At 45.2% G+C, this 17,653-nt stretch carries 12 protein-coding genes; 11 read left to right on the top strand and 1 reads right to left on the bottom strand.

Features of this window, described 5'->3' with window-relative positions; genetic code table 11:
- Positions 1-357 precede the first annotated feature (357 nt).
- The 4 genes from GFS24_RS00350 (at position 358) to GFS24_RS00365 (ending at position 6,410) form a co-directional block, all read left to right on the top strand.
- Positions 358-1,443 carry a DUF4856 domain-containing protein gene (locus tag GFS24_RS00350; RefSeq protein ID WP_153657586.1) on the top strand — a complete coding sequence of 362 codons (1,086 nt, stop codon included), beginning with the start codon at positions 358-360 and terminating at the stop codon, positions 1,441-1,443.
- A 107-nt stretch (positions 1,444-1,550) separates the two neighbouring features.
- Positions 1,551-2,660, top strand: a complete 1,110-nt coding sequence (locus tag GFS24_RS00355; protein WP_173002919.1) for an imelysin family protein — start codon at positions 1,551-1,553, stop codon at positions 2,658-2,660.
- Positions 2,647-4,029 (top strand): HTTM domain-containing protein, encoded by a 1,383-nt coding sequence (locus tag GFS24_RS00360; protein WP_216647333.1) that lies wholly within the window; start codon positions 2,647-2,649, stop codon positions 4,027-4,029. The genes GFS24_RS00355 and GFS24_RS00360 overlap by 14 nt, the downstream gene beginning before the upstream one ends.
- Complete coding sequence (locus GFS24_RS00365; protein ID WP_153657588.1) at positions 4,026-6,410, top strand: TonB-dependent receptor; 2,385 nt, start codon at positions 4,026-4,028, stop codon at positions 6,408-6,410. The genes GFS24_RS00360 and GFS24_RS00365 overlap by 4 nt, the downstream gene beginning before the upstream one ends.
- 416 nt (positions 6,411-6,826) lie before the next feature.
- Here the strand turns inward: GFS24_RS00365 and GFS24_RS00375 are convergent, their stop codons facing one another.
- A complete protein-coding gene (locus GFS24_RS00375) occupies positions 6,827-8,215 on the bottom strand; it encodes a hypothetical protein (RefSeq protein WP_153657590.1) in 1,389 nt (462 codons plus the stop codon).
- A 256-nt stretch (positions 8,216-8,471) separates the two neighbouring features.
- Between GFS24_RS00375 and GFS24_RS00380 the strand changes: the two genes are divergently transcribed.
- The 7 genes from GFS24_RS00380 (at position 8,472) to GFS24_RS00410 (ending at position 17,648) form a co-directional block, all read left to right on the top strand.
- On the top strand, positions 8,472-9,059 hold the full coding sequence (locus GFS24_RS00380; RefSeq protein WP_153657591.1) for a Crp/Fnr family transcriptional regulator: 588 nt from the start codon (positions 8,472-8,474) through the stop codon (positions 9,057-9,059).
- A 193-nt stretch (positions 9,060-9,252) separates the two neighbouring features.
- Entirely contained in the window at positions 9,253-10,635 is a 1,383-nt protein-coding gene (locus GFS24_RS00385) for an alkaline phosphatase family protein (RefSeq protein WP_216647334.1), read from the top strand.
- Between the two features lie 45 nt (positions 10,636-10,680).
- Positions 10,681-13,995, top strand: coding sequence for a TonB-dependent receptor (locus GFS24_RS00390; RefSeq protein WP_173002920.1), 3,315 nt, complete (start codon positions 10,681-10,683; stop codon positions 13,993-13,995).
- Positions 13,996-14,013: 18 nt separating this feature from the next.
- Entirely contained in the window at positions 14,014-14,517 is a 504-nt protein-coding gene (locus tag GFS24_RS00395; protein WP_153657593.1) for a hypothetical protein, read from the top strand.
- Between the two features lie 64 nt (positions 14,518-14,581).
- A complete protein-coding gene (locus GFS24_RS00400; protein WP_153657594.1) occupies positions 14,582-15,460 on the top strand; it encodes a glycerophosphodiester phosphodiesterase family protein in 879 nt (292 codons plus the stop codon).
- Positions 15,457-16,698 (top strand): ectonucleotide pyrophosphatase/phosphodiesterase, encoded by a 1,242-nt coding sequence (locus tag GFS24_RS00405; protein WP_153657595.1) that lies wholly within the window; start codon positions 15,457-15,459, stop codon positions 16,696-16,698. The genes GFS24_RS00400 and GFS24_RS00405 overlap by 4 nt, the downstream gene beginning before the upstream one ends.
- 5 nt (positions 16,699-16,703) lie before the next feature.
- The gene (locus GFS24_RS00410) at positions 16,704-17,648 is read left to right on the top strand and encodes an endonuclease/exonuclease/phosphatase family protein (protein ID WP_153657596.1); all 945 of its coding nucleotides are present in this window, start codon (positions 16,704-16,706) and stop codon (positions 17,646-17,648) included.
- Positions 17,649-17,653: the final 5 nt, after the last annotated feature.

Consider the following 17,653-nt stretch of genomic DNA (forward strand, 5'->3'; position numbering starts at 1 on the left):
CTGGTAGTAAAATTACGTATCCAGAAACGAAATACTGCTGTAAAAAAGCAGCCTTTAGAATTTCTTTAGAATCATGCTTCATCTTTGTGGTGAATGCCATACGTACAAAAGCTCTTGTATGTAATGGCATTCTTTTTTTGTTTGTGTAATGCTGAGAATGTGTTTCTTTTAAATCCTTTGCCAGACTGCGTTCTATAGGATTGTAAATTTTTTATATGCACACATTCTATATCATGAAATTGTAAATTCGGTAGGGGAGGCATGTCGTAAACGGAAATTTTTCATCGCTTTTAGATTTTCCCGATTACATAAACATACCGGGATAGGGAGACGATACCTTTGTGAAAAAATAGAGGAATGAGAAACAAACTGTACGCAGTCGTATTAATTTTAGGAGCAGTAGCAACCGTATCTTCCTGTAAAGATGATGATAATGGTGTCCCTGTGAAACCTTACACGGTTCCAACTACTTATTCATTTGCTAACGCGAACTATACAAAATCCACTCAGCGTGTAAAGATGCTGCTGGAACTGGATACTTATCTGAAAACCGCTAATACCGGTCTTACTACTGTGCCATTGGATCAGGCGAAAGTGACAAACATGTGGGCGAATACAAATAACCCATTTGCAGATGCCAGCCTCAATGCTGCGGCCGGCGTTAATATTAAAGACTTTACAACAGACGCTACGCTGTACAAATTATTTGCAGACAGCGTGTTGATCTATAACACACAAACACCCGCTGTAGCAGGTACAGGTGGTATACTTCCCCGTAACACCGGTAAGATCGTCGTAGGCCCAAGAGGTATGGAATATGGCCAAACCTTTTTGAAAGGTACTTTCAGTGGTTTCCTCTTCAAGAAAGCAGTAGAAGTACTGACAGCTGTAAAATCAATGTCAGCTACAGATACAGCCGCAGCACAACTGGCATGGGACGAAGCATTTGGTTACCTGGCTGTACCGGTTAACTATGACTCATCTCTTGCATATGTTAATACTGATCCAAACAGACCTTTACATTGGGGTGGTTATCTCCGTGAAAGAGGCAGAGGCATCCAGGCTGGTGGTATCATCTTCGGTGCTTTCCTGAAAGGCCGTGCTGCTATCGGAGGATATGATGTAAATGTTCGTAACGCACAGGTAGATATCATCCTGGCTAAATGGGAACAACTCGCCGCCGCTGCTGCACTGGAATATGTAACAGCTCCAACTGCATCTAACGCGGTAGGTAGTCCGGCTACACAATTACATGCCCTCTCTGAAGGATTTGGTTTTGTGAAAGCGTTCAAATACAGGCCGGCTAACAGCAAATTGTCTGCTGCCAACTTTGCCATCCTGGAAGGTATCATGAACAAAGACTTTTATGCATTGACAGGTCAGGCTGGTTTTACCGATCTGAAACAAGCGCAGACCATCTTGAAAACTACCTACGGACTATAATATCCGTTTTGAAAATAAATACCAGGCAGTGGCATACTGCCAGGAACTCTCAGCAGTCAATGCAGGGAGTTCCTTTTCCAATTTAATGAATGTTTAAATCAGGCCATGTGAAAAAAATCATTTTTGTACTAGCAGTTGCAGTATTCTGTGCTTGCAGCAAGTCCTCAGACAAAGGAGGAGAAACGCCCGATGCCTTTGATAAAACGGCCATGCTCACCAATTATGCGGACAATCTGATCATTCCCGGCTACACTGCCCTGCAACAGAAGTTACAGGTATTGCAGACAGCTTCGGATGCTTTCCTCGCTGCACCAACAATTGCAACACAGGCTACGCTTAAAACAGCATATATAGATGCGCAGTTGCAATATGAAAGGATCACTTCTTTTCACTTCGGTCCTGCGGAAGTCGTACTGCTGGATGTATTCGCAAACTTTTCCGGTAACCTGAATTATAACTTTAATACAGCAGGTGAACTCACCGGTTTTTCAATAGACAGTGTGAACATTGAAAAGAACATCAGCACCGGTACTTATAACCTTGCCACGATGGACAGGGCTTCCTTCTATTCACAAGGGTTTCCTGCACTTAATTACCTCTACTTCGGCCCGAATGCTATTGCTAAATTTGGCACTAACACCGCGGCTCGCGTGAAGTATGTAAAAGATGTAGTGACCCGCTTAAAAGGACTCACAGATGGCATCATTACCAGCTGGGGTACCTATCGTGCAGAATTTATCAGCAACACTAAAACCAATTCGGGCAGCCCCATTGCTAACATGGTGAACCAGATGGCCTACCAGATGGACCTGCTCAAAGGCCCCCGCACCGGATGGCCCTTTGGTAAACAATCCAACGGGATCGTATTTGCCACTAAAGTAGAAGCCTACTTTACAGGTAATTCCGTAGCCCTGGCGGTAGAAAACATCAACGCTCTAAAGAAAACATACACCGGCGGCGGTAGTGGAAAGGGACTTTCTGATTACCTGGTAGCCCTGAATAAAACACAGTTGAACACAGATGTACTGACGCAATTCGATCTGGTATCCACAAAACTCAGCGCTATTCCTGATCCTTTATCTACATCCCTTACTACACAAGCTGCTGCAGTAGAAGCCGCTTATAAGGAAATACAGAAACTGCTTACTTTATTGAAAACAGATGTTGCATCTGCCACCGCTGTTCAGATCTCTTACGTAGATAATGATGGGGACTAAGTCAGAAGGTTTCTTTTCTTTTGGATCAATCACCAACCGGGGTGCTGCACTTTTCGCATCCTCCCGGCAAAACGTTTCCATTGCCCCACTGATCACCTTCCGGATCGTATTTGGCTTATTAATGTTCTTAAGCCTCATCCGTTTCTGGTACCGCGGATGGATCACTTCGGTTTATGTAACACCTCAATTTCATTTCACTTATATGGGATTTGAGTGGGTGCATCCTTTGGGAGACTTAGGGATGCATTTACTCTTCCTCACCATCATCATAGCCGCCCTGCTCATTACACTGGGATTGTTTTATAGGATAGCAACCGTGATCTTTTTTATCGGCTTTACCTATGTGGAGCTGCTGGATGTAACCACCTATCTCAATCATTACTACTTTATCACCCTCGTCGCTTTCCTGATGATCTGGCTGCCTGCTAACCGGGATTATTCGCTGGATGTATTACTGCAACCGGAGAAAAGAAGGAAGCTGGTTCCGGCCTGGACCATTGGCATTCTCCGTTTCCAGATGGCCATCGTGTACATCTTTGCCGGCCTCGCAAAACTGGATCCTGATTGGTTATTGGATGCACAACCCATGCGCACGTGGTTACCCGCTAAAACACATTTGCCCATCGTAGGAGTATTCATGTACAAAACATGGGTAGCCTATCTTTTCTCCTGGTTCGGTGCTGTATACGATCTGTTTATTGTGTTCTTTTTGATAAACAGGAAAACCCGCCCTTATGCATACGGGGTAGTGGTCATCTTTCATATTGCCACCGCTATTTTCTTCCCCGGCATCGGCATGTTCCCTTATGTGATGATCGCCTGCAGCCTCATCTTCTTCTCCGGAGAATTCCATGAAAGATTACAACGGTTCTTCCCGTTCTATGATCACAGTGTGGATGAAACAACGTACCGTTTTAAATATACTCCATCCGTTCTGATCGCCATTTACATCTTCCTGCAACTGGTGATCCCCTTAAGATTTTTATTATATCCCGGTCACCTCTTCTGGCATGAAGAAGGTTACCGTTTCTCCTGGCGCGTGATGCTGATGGAGAAGGCTGGTTCTGCCTACTTTACCGTAAAGGATAAAGCGCATACTATTGAAGTGAACAATGCAGAATTCTTAACACCCCTGCAGGAAAAAATGATGTGTACACAACCGGACCTGATCCTGAAATATGCACACCACCTGGCAGCCACTTACAAAACACGCGGACTGGTCAGCCCGCAGGTATATGGAGAGATCTATGTATCCCTTAACGGAGAGCGCTCTAAACTTTTTATAGATACAACAGCAAACCTGGCTGCAGAGCCGGTTTCATGGAAGCATTACAATTGGGTTTTACCCTATAGCAAACAAGATAAATGAGAAAGTTACAATTACTGATGATAATGATGATGTGCGGGATGAGTGTAATATCATACGCACAATATAATATTAATGGCTCCGTACGCCGCGGTGATGAACCTGTTGTGCATGCAACTGTAATATTACAGCCCGGCTCCCAGCAGAAGTTAAGTGATGAGAATGGATTCTTCCGGTTCACAAAGCTGAGCCCCGGCACCTACACCCTAAAGATCGGTGAACATGAAGAGACCATCTTGATCACAGATAAACATGTGACAGCAGATATCAACCTGTTAAAGAACATCACCCTCTCAGATGTAGTGGTCACCGGAAAAAGGAGTGAATCCGTATCCGGTATGCTGAAAGATATTTCCGGCACCACTATTAACGCGGGAAAGAAAACAGAGGTCATCAATATGCGCCATATCAATGCTAACCTGGCTACCAATAATACCCGCCAGATCTATGCACGTATACCCGGTTTAAATATCTGGGAATATGACAGAGGTGGCCTGCAGCTGGGTATCGGAGGACGCGGCCTGAGTCCTAACCGTTCTTCCAACTTCAATATCCGCCAGGATGGATATGATATCAGCGCAGATGCCCTGGGTTATCCGGAGAGTTATTACAGCCCTTCTTCTGAAGCCATTGAAAGGATAGAGATCACCCGCGGTGCAGCCAGTTTACAATATGGCCCGCAGTTTGGCGGCCTTATCAATTTTGTGATGAAAGAAGGCCCTAAGGCAAAACCTTTCGAGCTCACCACAAGACAAACCCTTGGCTCTTACGGTTTCTTCAATTCCTTTAACAGCGTAGGCGGCACAATCGCTAAAAATAAATTGAACTACTACGCTTTCTACCAGTTCAAAAAAGGAGACGACTGGCGCCCGAATAGTCACTACGATCAGCATAATGCCTATATACACCTGGCATACGATGTAACCCCTAAATTTAAGATCACCGGAGAGTATACTTTAATGAAATACCTTGCCCAACAGCCAGGTGGATTAACAGATGCACAATTCAAAGAAGATGCCTCCGTATCCGTAAGGGCCAGGAACTGGTTTAAAGTAGACTGGAACCTGATCAGCCTGAACATGGATTATGCATTTAATGCGTATACGCGCCTCAATTGGCGCAATTACACGCTTCAGGGAGGCAGAGATGCCTTAGGGATATTATCGTACATTAACCGGCCGGATAATGGGGGAAACAGGGACTTCATGTCCGACCGTTACAGCAACTTTGGTTCAGAGCTGCGTTTTATCCATCAGTACAAATTCATCAAAGACCAACGCAGTACTATACTGGTAGGTACACGTGTCTATAGAGGCCTCACTAAACGGAAGCAGGGGAGTGGCAATGACGGCAGCGGAGACGACTTTGTTTTCAATGGCGCAGAACCAGACCTCTCCGGTTTTAAATTCCCCGGCACCAATATCGCCGCCTTTGCAGAGAACATCTTCCAGATCAACAAACACTGGAGTGTTACACCCGGTATCCGTTTTGAACACATCAATACCAAATCAGAAGGTTATTACTACAAGCTGAACATCTTCATCCCCAGCGAAAGGATAGAAGAAAAAAGGGCTAACCCGCGTTCCTTCACTTTACTGGGTGTGGGTACTTCCTGGAAGTTCAACAACGGAACAGAAGTATATGCCAACATCTCCCAGAATTACCGTTCCATCAACTTCAACGATATCCGGGTGGTAAATGCCAATTCAAAAGTAGATCCCAACCTGAAGGATGAAGATGGATACAACATAGACCTTGGTTTCAGGGGCACTTACAAGAACTGGTTATACATCGATGTAAGCCTCTTCTACCTGAAATACAATGGCCGCATCGGTTCTATCTTTACCCGCGACACCAGCTTCATGACCTACCGCCTGCGCACCAACGTAGCAGACAGCAGGAATTATGGCCTGGAGACCTTACTCGAAGGAGATATCCTCAAAGCGATCACCCAGGGAAGATCAAAGTATAAACTGAATGTATACACGAACCTCTCTCTCATAGATGCCCGTTACATCAATACAAAGAACACCGCTATTGCAGATAAACTAGTAGAAAACGTACCACCTGTTTTAGTGCGTACAGGGTTATCTTTTGGCAGTCCAAGATTCAACATCACCTACCAGTACTCTTACCAGGCAAAACAATACTCAGACGCCACCAACACAGAAGAAACACCCACAGCAGTAGATGGCGCTGTCCCCGCCTTCAGCGTAATGGACCTGAGCCTCAGCTACAACTGGCGCAAATTCACCATCTACACCGGCATCAACAATCTGGCAAATGAAAAATACTTCACCCGCCGCGCAGACGGATATCCCGGCCCGGGCATCATCCCGGCAGATAAAAGGAATTTGTATGTAACGTTGCAGTTTAAATTATAAAGGGATCAATGTCCCCCAAAGACCCTCGTAGGCTACGTGCTTAGGAGGGTCTTTTTTTTGCCAAAAAGAGAAAGATGCTCCGCATCTTTTTTATCAAAAGAAAAGAATCCTCCGCCCTTTGTAAGCTACGTGCTTAGGAAGGCCTTTTTTTGCCAAAAAGAGAAAGATGCTTCGCATCTTTTTTATCAAAAGAAAAGAATCCTTCGCCCTTTGTAAGCTACGTGCTTAGGAGAGTCTTTTTTATACCAAAAAGAAGAAAGACCCTCCGGGTCTTTTTCATCAAAAAAAAACTCCACTCTTTGTAAGCTTGTAAAAAGAAAAAAACTCCGCCCTTTGCAGCGCGGCAAACGCCATACAAAAAAACAAAACCCTTGCAAGCACTCTGCCTGCAAGGGTTTCTTATTCATAAGCGGGGATTATCTTCCGTTATATTTATTATGCGGCCGCTGCCTATACAACTCCGCCGCATCCAACTTCTGCTTCTCCTGCACAGAAAGCCGCGCACTATTAAAAGCAGGTATCGATTTAAACGCCGTCACCATATCAAAATCCAATCCCGTTTGCCCGGCATCAAACGCCACATCCCCCTCAAGATTCCTGAACCAACGCACCCATTCCTTCCCACCCGGCTCAAACACCGTTAAAGTATCTGAATTGGTAGTAGGAAAAGGAGCCGGCAACAAAAAGGATTTAAACGCATCCTGCGCCGTAAGATGGCAACTCATACAGGCAGACCCTTTGAGATTCATATATACTTTACCCTCCGCCCTGGCAATAGGGATCACAGCCCCATCATTAGGCCCGCTCAGCCGGTCTCCCCAACCCAACGTCTGCCGGCTATAAACAGGCGCCTTTGTATTGATCACACTTTCCTTAAGTGCCTGACCAGGATTTTTGGTACTGTTGGCTTCAGGATCATTACCCCACATAGCTCCCAAAGGCACCATTTTATCCCAGACAGTTTTACCCGGAGCATGTTTATCATAAACGAGGGTAGAGAACACCCAGCCTGTATTAGGCGCATTCACCGTGTCTTTCACGATCATATCAAACTGAAAGAAACTAACATTGCGCACTTTATATACAGGATCTGTATACGCAGTGCCCGTATCATAGATAGGAAAGGTCAATGCATTTTCCATTTCTTTCCATTGCGGATAATTAGCCGTAGTGAAAGCAAATTTTACGATCACACTCCCTTGCTGAAATTGCCCCGCATTATTTTTCAGGTTCACCTGCTCTGCGGATTTGCCCCAGATATTATACAGCGTATTGGCTGCACGCTGATCATAGAAGGTAAGTACATAAGTGGTCATGTTGCTATCCAGGCTGGTAAAGGTCCCCGGACCGAAACCGGAACCCACATAGGTACCCATGATAGCCTCCCGCTGACTCCCCGTCCAGGGCTCCTGGAACCATCCGGAACTGTCCGCATTAAAGCTGTTGTGATTGTAAAGGAATTGCGTAATAGTGGGCGAAACAAAACTTTTGATCGCTTCCACGTAGGTTAATGCATTGGCAGTGGATAAAGGTTGTCCGTTTAAAGCCTGCTGCCAGGGTGGGTTTACAAAAGGCGGTAATGCCGCTTCCGGATAATTGTGACTCAGTGTGAACAGCGGGCCACTGTACTGAGAGGTAGAAGGAACAGAATCCCGGTGACTCTTAAATGGATTCATCTGAACACCATTCAATACGGTTTCTTCTTCCTTTTCTTCTTTGGGTTTTGAGTTGTTGCATCGCAACAGGGTAACAGACAGGGTTACGATTACCAATAGCGCAATGATGAGTTGCATTAATCGATTCATGTGTAACGTGTTTATATTAACGCCTACTCTTTACTGTTTTCGGCTTCCCAGGATAGATTTTGACCTGGAGTTAGAAATAGATTCAATTATGGGTTCGAGGCTTGCTTAGAGGGGATAGGGGCTGATTTTGGTAATTTGCTCAATGAATTTAAGATAAATATCTTAAACCAGAACGATCTTTATAGGTGTTGAAACACTTAATAAGTGCATTATTTCATGATAATTTAATATTTTGGCTGTTTATACGAGAGTAACTATGGCCAACATCGCGGAAACAGGCCTCTACAATTACCTTGTAGAGAGCAAAACACCTGGATTGAAAGAGAATGTAAAGCTGATCACCCTTAAAAAGGGTGCGCAGTTGTATGGCACATCAGAGCCATTTACAGACATTTTCGAGATCGTTTCAGGCGCTGTGAAACTGGGTGGTATTTCCGTTAAAGGAAAGGACTATATATACGAATTGGTAACTCCCGGCGAATTTTTCGGTAACCTGGCCCTGCTAAGCAACGACACTTTCTGCGAGTTCTGTAAAACCCTCACTGCCACACAGTTCCGCTCCTATAAAGTAGATTTCTTCAAACACCTCATGACGCATGATCCAAAAGTAGCAGAATGGTGTTTTGCCAAGATCGTTTACCGCTGGAATAAAACAGAGTCCATGCTGGCTAATATCCGTTCCTACGAGCCCAGGGAACGTATCCTCTTATTATATGCAGATCTCCATAAGAAGATCACCACAGCCGGCAACAGAGAGGTTTTTTTGAACAAGCTCATCACGTATAATGATATTGCAGACCTCACTGCAACAACCCGGCAACTGGCTGCGGACACTATTAAATAAGCGTCCCCAATACCCTGCTCCCCCTCGCTGTTAGCCCATACCCCCTCTTTTATGTAAGATTCTAACATCCGTAATGATTCGGTAACTATTTGGTCACCTTCCGGAAACCACCCCGCGTATTTCTTCTATTAACTTTGCATTCTCTCCATTTGACCTGGCATTTATTTCGAACGTTCTAATCAAAGACAAAGTTATGCGAAGAAACACGTTGTGTTTTGCAATGGCATCCCTATGCCTCTTATTTTCCACATTACCGGTGCTTGCACAGCAGCCAAAACAGGCAAAGTATGTAGTGCTGATCAGTATAGACGGGTTAAGGCCCGACTTCTATCTTGATCCTTCCTGGCCTACGCCCAACTTACAGTTCCTGAAGAACAACGGCACCTATGCAGAAGGTGTGCGTGGTGTTTTTCCAACAGTAACGTATCCATCACACACTACTATTATTACAGGCGCTATGCCTGCCCGTCATGGTATTTATTATAATACCATCTTTTCAGATTCCGGTTCCACCGGCACCTGGTACCGCGATGAAAAATATATTCAAACACCTACACTATGGGATGCCGTACACCAGGCGGGTATGACATCCGCTTGCCTGTCATGGCCCGTATCTGTTGGCGCTCCCATAGATTATAATGTGCCTGAATCCTGGGAAAGAGGCACGAACATCAATCCAAATGTAGCACCCGCAGGCCTTTGGGAAGAGATCCAGCAAAATGCCACCGGCAAACTCAGCTACAACCAGATGACACTGAACAACCTGGCGATAGATGAAAACCTCAGTCGCATGGCTGCTTACCTGTTGAAGAAATACAAACCGAATTTCACGACCGTACACATTGTTTGTGTAGATCATGCACAACATGAAACAGGCCGCAGCGGAGAAGAAGTGAGGAAAGCACTGGCCTCTGCAGACCATGCCGTGAGCAATATACTGGAAGCAGTAGAAGCCGCAGGCATTGCAGACAGCACCGCTATCATCGTTACCGGAGACCATGGTTTTGTAGATATCAACACAAGTTTCAATCCCAATGTATTGCTTGCCAGAAATGGATTGGGTGGTAAAGACTGGAAAGCCATGTTCCACAGCAGCAGTGGCTCTGCCTTCCTGCACCTGAAGAATAAAGGTGATGTAAAAACACTCGCTAAAGTACGTGCTATCATGGATAGCTTACCTGCATCTGTAAAAAGATTGTACCGCATCGTAGAAAAAGCAGAGTTGGATAAGATAGGCGCAGACCCCCATGCAGCATTCGCTATTGCTGCCATTGAAGGGGTATCTATTTCCGGCAGCGCCAACGGAGAACTGGTAAGAGCAGGCCGCGGCGGAACACATGGTTTCTTCCCTGAATTCGCACATATAGAAACAGGATTCATTGCATATGGTGCAGGCATCAGCAATGGTGTGGTAGTACCTAAAATGGGACTGGAAGATATCGCCCCCGTTATCGCTCATCTCCTGGGACTTCCTTTCACAGCGCCTGACGGCGTTTTATTACCCGGTATTATAAAGTCGCAGGGCCGCAGAGAAAACAGGCCTGTAGTGAACGGAAATATCAATGACACAAAATAAAAAATGATCAAACTTCTACATCTCAATTTTCAAACGACTATGGCTATGCTAACGAAGAAAACGTTACTCTACCTCCTGTGCATGTTCCTCCTGCCATTGGCAATGAACGCCCAGGTTACCTCAGGATTGGTTACAGGTACCGTAAAAGGCCCGGATGGAAAAGGCCTGGAAGGTGCCTCTGTTACCGTGATACACCAGCCTTCCGGAACACGTTCCGTAAACGTTACCCGTAAAGGCGGTTCATTCACGCTTACCGGTTTACGCGTAGGCGGACCTTACAACTTAAAGGTGGAATACATCGGTTACAAACCACAACTCGTAACAGACTTCCGCATTTTATTAGGTGAGCCTTATGATATCAACGTTACCATGAGTAATGAAGAAGCAAGGGAATTACAAGGTGTGAGCATCAAGTCTGTAAAGCGTAAAGCAGCTACAGAAAAGAGTGGTGCCTCTACTGTGATCGACTCCCGCCAACTGGCTAGTCTGCCATCCTTTAACAGGAGTATCACAGACTTCACCCGCTTAACACCACAATCCAATGGTGGTACTTCATTTGCAGGCAGAAGCGGATACTATAACAACCTGAAAGTAGATGGGGCTAACCTGAATAACAGCTTCGGATTAAATTCAGATCCATTACCCGGTGGTGGTGGTGAGCCTATTTCTTTGGATGCATTTGACGAGATCTCTGTAAACATTGCACCTGTAGACGTACGTCAGTCCGGCTTCACAGGTGCCGGTATCAATGCCGTTACCAAAAGCGGTACCAATGAATATCATGGTACTATTTTTACCTTTTACCGTGATCCTTCTATGAACGGAAGAAAAGTAGCTGATATCGTGTATGACAGAGCTACGGGTTCTTCTAAAAAATCATTTGGCGGCAGTTTCGGTGGCCCGATCATTAAGAATAAACTCTTCTTCTTCGTGAATGGAGAATATGAAGTGAACTCCGGTGCAAAGATCACTAACACAGTGCCAGACGGTAGCTTGCTGCCCGGTTCTAAGTCTTCTACACATATTGATTCGCTGGCAAAACTGTCTAAGTTCCTGAAGGATACCTATGGCTATGAAACCGGCGCATACGACAACTATCCCTCTGCTAAAAGAGACAACTACAAATACATTGTTAAATTAGACTGGAACATCAACAACCAGCATAAACTCACGGCGAAGTTCCAGGACTACGTGGGTAATGAAGAACCTTCTTCTATCAATGGTACTTCTATCATTGGTGGTGGTGGATTTTCCCTGCCGGGCTCTACTTCCGTATTGTCTACTTTGCCTAACAGCCGGATGAGCAACAGGTCTATGGCCTTTGCAAACTCTGTATACGGGTTCAAACATACCGTTCGTTCCGGTACGCTGGAACTGAACAGTAACTTCCGTAATATCTCCAACAGTCTGCTTGTAACAGTAAGCAAGATCCAGGATACAAGGGTTACCAACAGTGCTCCCTTCCCATTGGTAGATATCATGGATGGTACTGCTGTGGCGCATAACTACATGACCTTTGGTTATGAACCGTTCAGTTATAATAACGATGTGATCAATAAAGTTTGGAACGTTACAGACAACTTTTCTTACTACGTTGGTAAACATGCCATCACTGCAGGTTTCACTTATGAACACCAGATGGTAGGTAATATGTTCATGCCGGGTGCACAAAGTTATTATGTGTATAATTCGCTCAACGACTTTATGACACAGGCTGCTCCGCTTTATTATTCTTATGCCTATTCCATGGTGCCGGGTAAAAAAGCCGTGTACTCAGCAGAGCTGAATTATGGCCAGGCCTCCGTATATGTGCAGGACGAAATAAAAGTAACACCTAAGTTGAAGGTAACACTGGGCCTGAGAGCAGAAAGACCGGTATATACGCAGAAAGCACTGGAAAATCCTGCCATCACTGCCCTGACCTTCCCTGATAAGGACGGTAGCATGAAGCACTACGATGGTCAATGGCCTGGTGCGCAGATCAACTTCTCACCACGTATAGGTATGAGATGGGATGCATTGGGTGATAAATCCCTTGTTATCAGAGGTAGCATGGGTGTGTTCAATGGTTTGTCTCCTTTCGTATGGCTCACCAACATGCCAACCAACTCCGGTATGTATCAAAATGCCGTGGCTTTAAGGAACACCAATGCAGACGAAGCCAAGATCCTCGCAGATATGAAATTCGATCCTAATGTGGATGGATATGCCGGCCTTTTCCCTCCGGTAGCAGGTACTTCTATTCCTACCAATATCGTACTGGTAGATCCTAACTTCAAATTCCCGCAGATCTTCAGAACAGACATAGCTGTTGATAAGAACCTGGGTAATGGCTGGACGTTTACAGCAGAAGGTTTGATCACCAAGGATATCAACGCTGTGCGCATGCGTAATGGTAACCTGAAAGAAGCTACAGGTATTGCTGCAGGCCCTGATAACAGACCGCGTTACGTGTCTCCCAATGCTTCAGACCGTTATATTTATCCTTCTCTCGGATCAGCCGTGATAGTGGAAAATACCAGCAAAGGGTATTCTTACGCTTTAACTGCACAATTGAACAAAGCATTTGCTAAAGGTTTCTATGGTTCTATTGCCTATACTTTCACCGGAGCAAAAGACATCTCTGGTAATTCAGGTTCACAAGCCTACTCTATCTGGAACTCTAACCCAACCGTTGGTACTTCCAATGATATGGAAATGAACCCGTCTTCCTCAGTAGCCCGTCACAGGGTGATCAGCATGCTGTCTTACAGGATTGAATACCTGAGCCATGCTGCTACCACGCTGTCCCTCATCTACGAAGGATCTCCAAATGGCAACATTACTTACAGGCTCAATGGAGACATGAATGGCGATGGTAATAACCAGGACCTGATGTACGTTCCAAATAAAGCTACAGACCTTACTTTTGAAGCATACTCTGCTACCGTAAATGGCGCTACTATCAACTTTACGCCAGAACAGCAGGCTGCTGCCCTGGATAAGTTCATAAACAATTCTCCTTACCTGAGCAAACGCCGTGGTAAATATGCAGAAAGGAATGGTGGTATCTCTCAGTGGGGTAACGATCTGTCTGCCCGTGTAATGCAGGAGTTCTTCGTTAAAGTTGGCGCAAAGAGGCATACAATAACCCTCAATGCAGATATCAATAACGTACCTAACCTCCTGAACAAATACTGGAACATCCAAAAAGGAACCACTACTTCACAACCGCTGGCATTCAGAAGTTACAACGCAAATGGAATACCTGTTTACCGGATGCAAAGCACAGGCGGTCAACTGTACACCAATCCGTTCCAGACTACTTACAGTTCCGGCAACACATGGTCTATGCAGATCGGCGCACGTTATAGTTTCTAACCTATCATTACTATTAGCATGAAAAAGATATCATATTTATTACTCGTTGTTTTATTCGCTTCTTCCTGTGAGAAGAACAATGATTCTATTAAAGAAGAACTGGAAAAAGCATTACCTGTTATCCAGGTGACCAGCATGGGGCTGATGCTGCAAACAGGCCCTTTTGTACCTGCTGATGTGATCGGCGTTACATTTGGCGGCGCTATCACCAAAGCAAACCCCGGTACTGTGGATTTTGCCTGGTATGATGCTCCCTCTTCCGGTGCAGCTACCCGTATAGACAGTGTGCATTTCCCTTCATTTACTGAAAAGGCGGCAACGGCCAATGGAAATAACAGTGTAACAACTTCTTTCTACCCGGCCACTTACCCGAACACCAATTACTTTACAGGAACACTTGCATTAAAACTTACTAAATTACCAGTAGGAAATAAATCTTATACCCTGCGTATTTATGTTCGCACGGAAGATGGAAGCAAAGTGTCCACCTTCGCAGTAACGAAGTTCATTACAATGAAATAATTTCATATTCAAGACTGGATATGCGTTGTGCAAGCAACGCATATCCTTTTCATTTATTCGGCTTATGAGATCTGCCAGCACACTTTTACTGCTCCTGCTTATTACTTTTTCCGCAGGAGCCCAGCAACTGAATTTTAAGACAACTCAGCAACTGCAAAAATTCCTTTCGTATGGAAAGGTCCGTTACCCATTGGTCAGCGCCCACCGCGGTGGTCCTGAAAAAGGATTCCCGGAGAATGCACTGGAAACATTTCAGCACAGCAGTCTTTCACAGCCACTGATCATTGAATGTGATATTGCACTGAGCAAAGATTCCGCATTGGTATTAATGCATGATAACCGGCTGGACAGAACCTCCACCGGAAAAGGCAATATCGGAGACTACACCTGGGAGGAACTGAAAAAATTCTACCTGAAAGATAATGATGGAGATACCACCACCTTCCGCATCCCTTTACTGGATGATGTACTATTATGGGGAAAAGGCAAAGTGATCTTTACACTGGATGTTAAACGCGGTGTGCCTTATGCAAAAGTGGTAGAAGCAGTACGCCGCTGCAAAGCAGAACCCTGTTCTGTGATCATCACCTATAATGCAGACCAGGCAGCAGAAGTATCCAAACTGGCGCCAGACCTGATGATCTCTGCCTCTATACAAAAGAAAGAAGACCTGGCCCGGTTAAACAGTTACGGTGTTCCCAATGACCGCCTCGTAGCCTTTATCGGTACACGGGAGGCTGATGCGGAATTTTATCAATACCTGCATGAGAACAAGATCCTTTGCATTCTGGGTACTATGGGCAACTTAGATAAACAGGCCATTGCAAGAGGAGATAAAAGCTATTACGAATATGTGGAACACGGAGCGGATATTCTGTCTACAGACAGACCGCATGAAGCCGGCGCCCAACTGCAAGAATATATTAAAAGCCACAAGAAATGAGATATATGATACTGCTGCTCTTGTTGAGCAACATCGCCTTTAGCCAGGATACAACACAATATAAAGTAGAAGGTCGCCATAACAGCGCCGCCGCACAACAACAGCCTTATGTGATACTGATCTCCGCAGATGGTTTCCGTTATGACTACGCAGAGAAATACCAGGCGGAACATTTGCTGGAATTAGGTAAGGAAGGGGTAAAAGCGGCATCTATGATCCCCTCTTTCCCCAGTGTAACATTCCCTAACCATTACAGCATTGCTACAGGGCTTTATCCTTCTCATCACGGTATTGTGAACAATACTTTTTATGATCCGGGAAAAAACGAAAACTATTCCATGGGTAATAAACCCAAGGTAAGGGATGGTGCCTGGTATGGCGGTACACCTTTATGGGTACTGGCAGAACAGCAGCAAATGGTGAGTGCCAGCATGTTCTGGGTAGGGTCTGAAGCAGATGTGAAAGGAGTTCGTCCTTCTTACTATTATAATTACAGTGAAAGGATACCGATGGAAAGCAGGATCAAAGCTGTAAAAGACTGGCTCACTTTGCCGGAAGATCAACGCCCTCACTTCATCACTTTCTATGTATCAGAACCAGACCATGCAGGGCATCGTTTTGGCCCTGAAGCAATAGAAACTGCACAAGCCGTGAGAGAAGTTGATTCTATCATCTACCAGTTAACAGAAGCAGTACGAACAACAGGCCTTCCTGTCAATTTCATTTTTGTATCAGATCATGGAATGACTGCTGTGGACAGAGAACATCCGCTGCCAACACCTGCCGCCATAGATACCAATAAATTCCTCATTCCTGCTTCCGGCACTATGATGGTCTTACATGCAAAGGATAAGACAGATATCCAACCCTTATATGAAACTTTGAAGAAAGAAGAAGCACATTATAAAGTATACCTGAAAACCAACGCACCTGCTGAATTGCATTACAATGATACAGACGACAGGATGAACAGGATCGGGGATATCTTACTGATCCCGGAATGGCCTTATGTTTTCTCTACACGCAAACCCGGTGCCGGGCATCATGGATTTCCGCCTTTGCAGGTAAAAGACATGCATGCCACTTTCATGGCATGGGGCCCTGCGTTTAAAGAGCACATGAGCATACCTTCTTTTGAGAACGTAAATGTATACCCGCTGATTGCAGAAATATTAAAACTAAAGATCACAGAACCGATAGACGGCCGCAAAGAAGTACTGCATAACATTTTAAAGTAAAGCACATGAAAAAAGTAATCATATATCTCGCCACCGCATTATTCATCACAAGCGTTTCCGCACAGGAATTCCGCCCCGGCATGTTATACACACCGGATTACAAACCCGGGGATACGCTGAAAGTGATGGCCTTCAATACAGAGAACCTTACGGACCTGAAGGATAACCTGTACATCAACAACCGCATGGAAGATGCTGCTGATAAAAAGAAAGAAGAAAAAGCAGCATTGTTATCCAAAGTGATCAAAGCAGCCAATGCAGATATCGTGCTGATCTCTGAGTTTGAAACCGTTGCTTATCTCCGTGAGCTGAGCCAGAAATTTGACTGGGGATACAAATACTTTGCTACCTCAGAAAGTCAGACCTGGTACCAGAACACCATGATCATGAGTAAAGTGCCCATTGGTACTTTCCGTACGTATGGCTCCATCTATTCACCCATCGTAGGAGAGAAGGATGAACAGGGGAAACCCGCCATGCAGATCAATATCAATTCCCGGATGTGGATCGGAGAAGTATGGCCTACACCTGATCAGCGTTTATATCTCTGCGGTGTGCATTTAAAAGCAGGCAGGAATAAAAGCGATACCGCTACCCGGATAGGACAAACGCAATTGCTGAAAGGAGAATTCGAACGCATCGTGAAAGCAGACAAGAAAGCCTGCATCCTCATGGCAGGAGACTTTAACTCTACACCGGAAAGCCGCGAATTTAAAATGTTGCAGGAAGGCAGTAAAAGAGCCCGCCTGATAGATCCGCTGGCTGGTACCACCGTATATTCTCACCCTGCCGGTAATCCCCGCTGGAGGATAGACCACATGGTGTACAATAAGAACCTCGCATCCCGGATAGTACCCGGCAGCACTGGCCCGGCTTATATCCTGAGCAAACAGGAAATGGCGGAGATGAGTGATCATCTGCCTGTTGTTACAAAGATACTGTTACACTAATCAAC

It is taken from the genome of Chitinophaga sp. SYP-B3965 (genome assembly GCF_009647655.1).
In the GTDB taxonomy this organism is placed as follows: domain Bacteria; phylum Bacteroidota; class Bacteroidia; order Chitinophagales; family Chitinophagaceae; genus Chitinophaga.

What these genes read in the sequence shown, in the direction of transcription:
- GFS24_RS00350 (WP_153657586.1), top strand. Translation starts at nt 358, where the DNA reads ATGAGAAACAAACTGTACGCAGTCGTATTAATTTTAGGAGCAGTAGCA.
- GFS24_RS00360 (WP_216647333.1), top strand. Translation starts at nt 2,647, where the DNA reads ATGATGGGGACTAAGTCAGAAGGTTTCTTTTCTTTTGGATCAATCACC.
- GFS24_RS00365 (WP_153657588.1), top strand. Translation starts at nt 4,026, where the DNA reads ATGAGAAAGTTACAATTACTGATGATAATGATGATGTGCGGGATGAGT.
- GFS24_RS00375 (WP_153657590.1), bottom strand. Translation starts at nt 8,215, where the DNA reads ATGAATCGATTAATGCAACTCATCATTGCGCTATTGGTAATCGTAACC.
- GFS24_RS00380 (WP_153657591.1), top strand. Translation starts at nt 8,472, where the DNA reads ATGGCCAACATCGCGGAAACAGGCCTCTACAATTACCTTGTAGAGAGC.
- GFS24_RS00385 (WP_216647334.1), top strand. Translation starts at nt 9,253, where the DNA reads ATGCGAAGAAACACGTTGTGTTTTGCAATGGCATCCCTATGCCTCTTA.
- GFS24_RS00390 (WP_173002920.1), top strand. Translation starts at nt 10,681, where the DNA reads ATGCTAACGAAGAAAACGTTACTCTACCTCCTGTGCATGTTCCTCCTG.
- GFS24_RS00395 (WP_153657593.1), top strand. Translation starts at nt 14,014, where the DNA reads ATGAAAAAGATATCATATTTATTACTCGTTGTTTTATTCGCTTCTTCC.
- GFS24_RS00400 (WP_153657594.1), top strand. Translation starts at nt 14,582, where the DNA reads ATGAGATCTGCCAGCACACTTTTACTGCTCCTGCTTATTACTTTTTCC.
- GFS24_RS00405 (WP_153657595.1), top strand. Translation starts at nt 15,457, where the DNA reads ATGAGATATATGATACTGCTGCTCTTGTTGAGCAACATCGCCTTTAGC.
- GFS24_RS00410 (WP_153657596.1), top strand. Translation starts at nt 16,704, where the DNA reads ATGAAAAAAGTAATCATATATCTCGCCACCGCATTATTCATCACAAGC.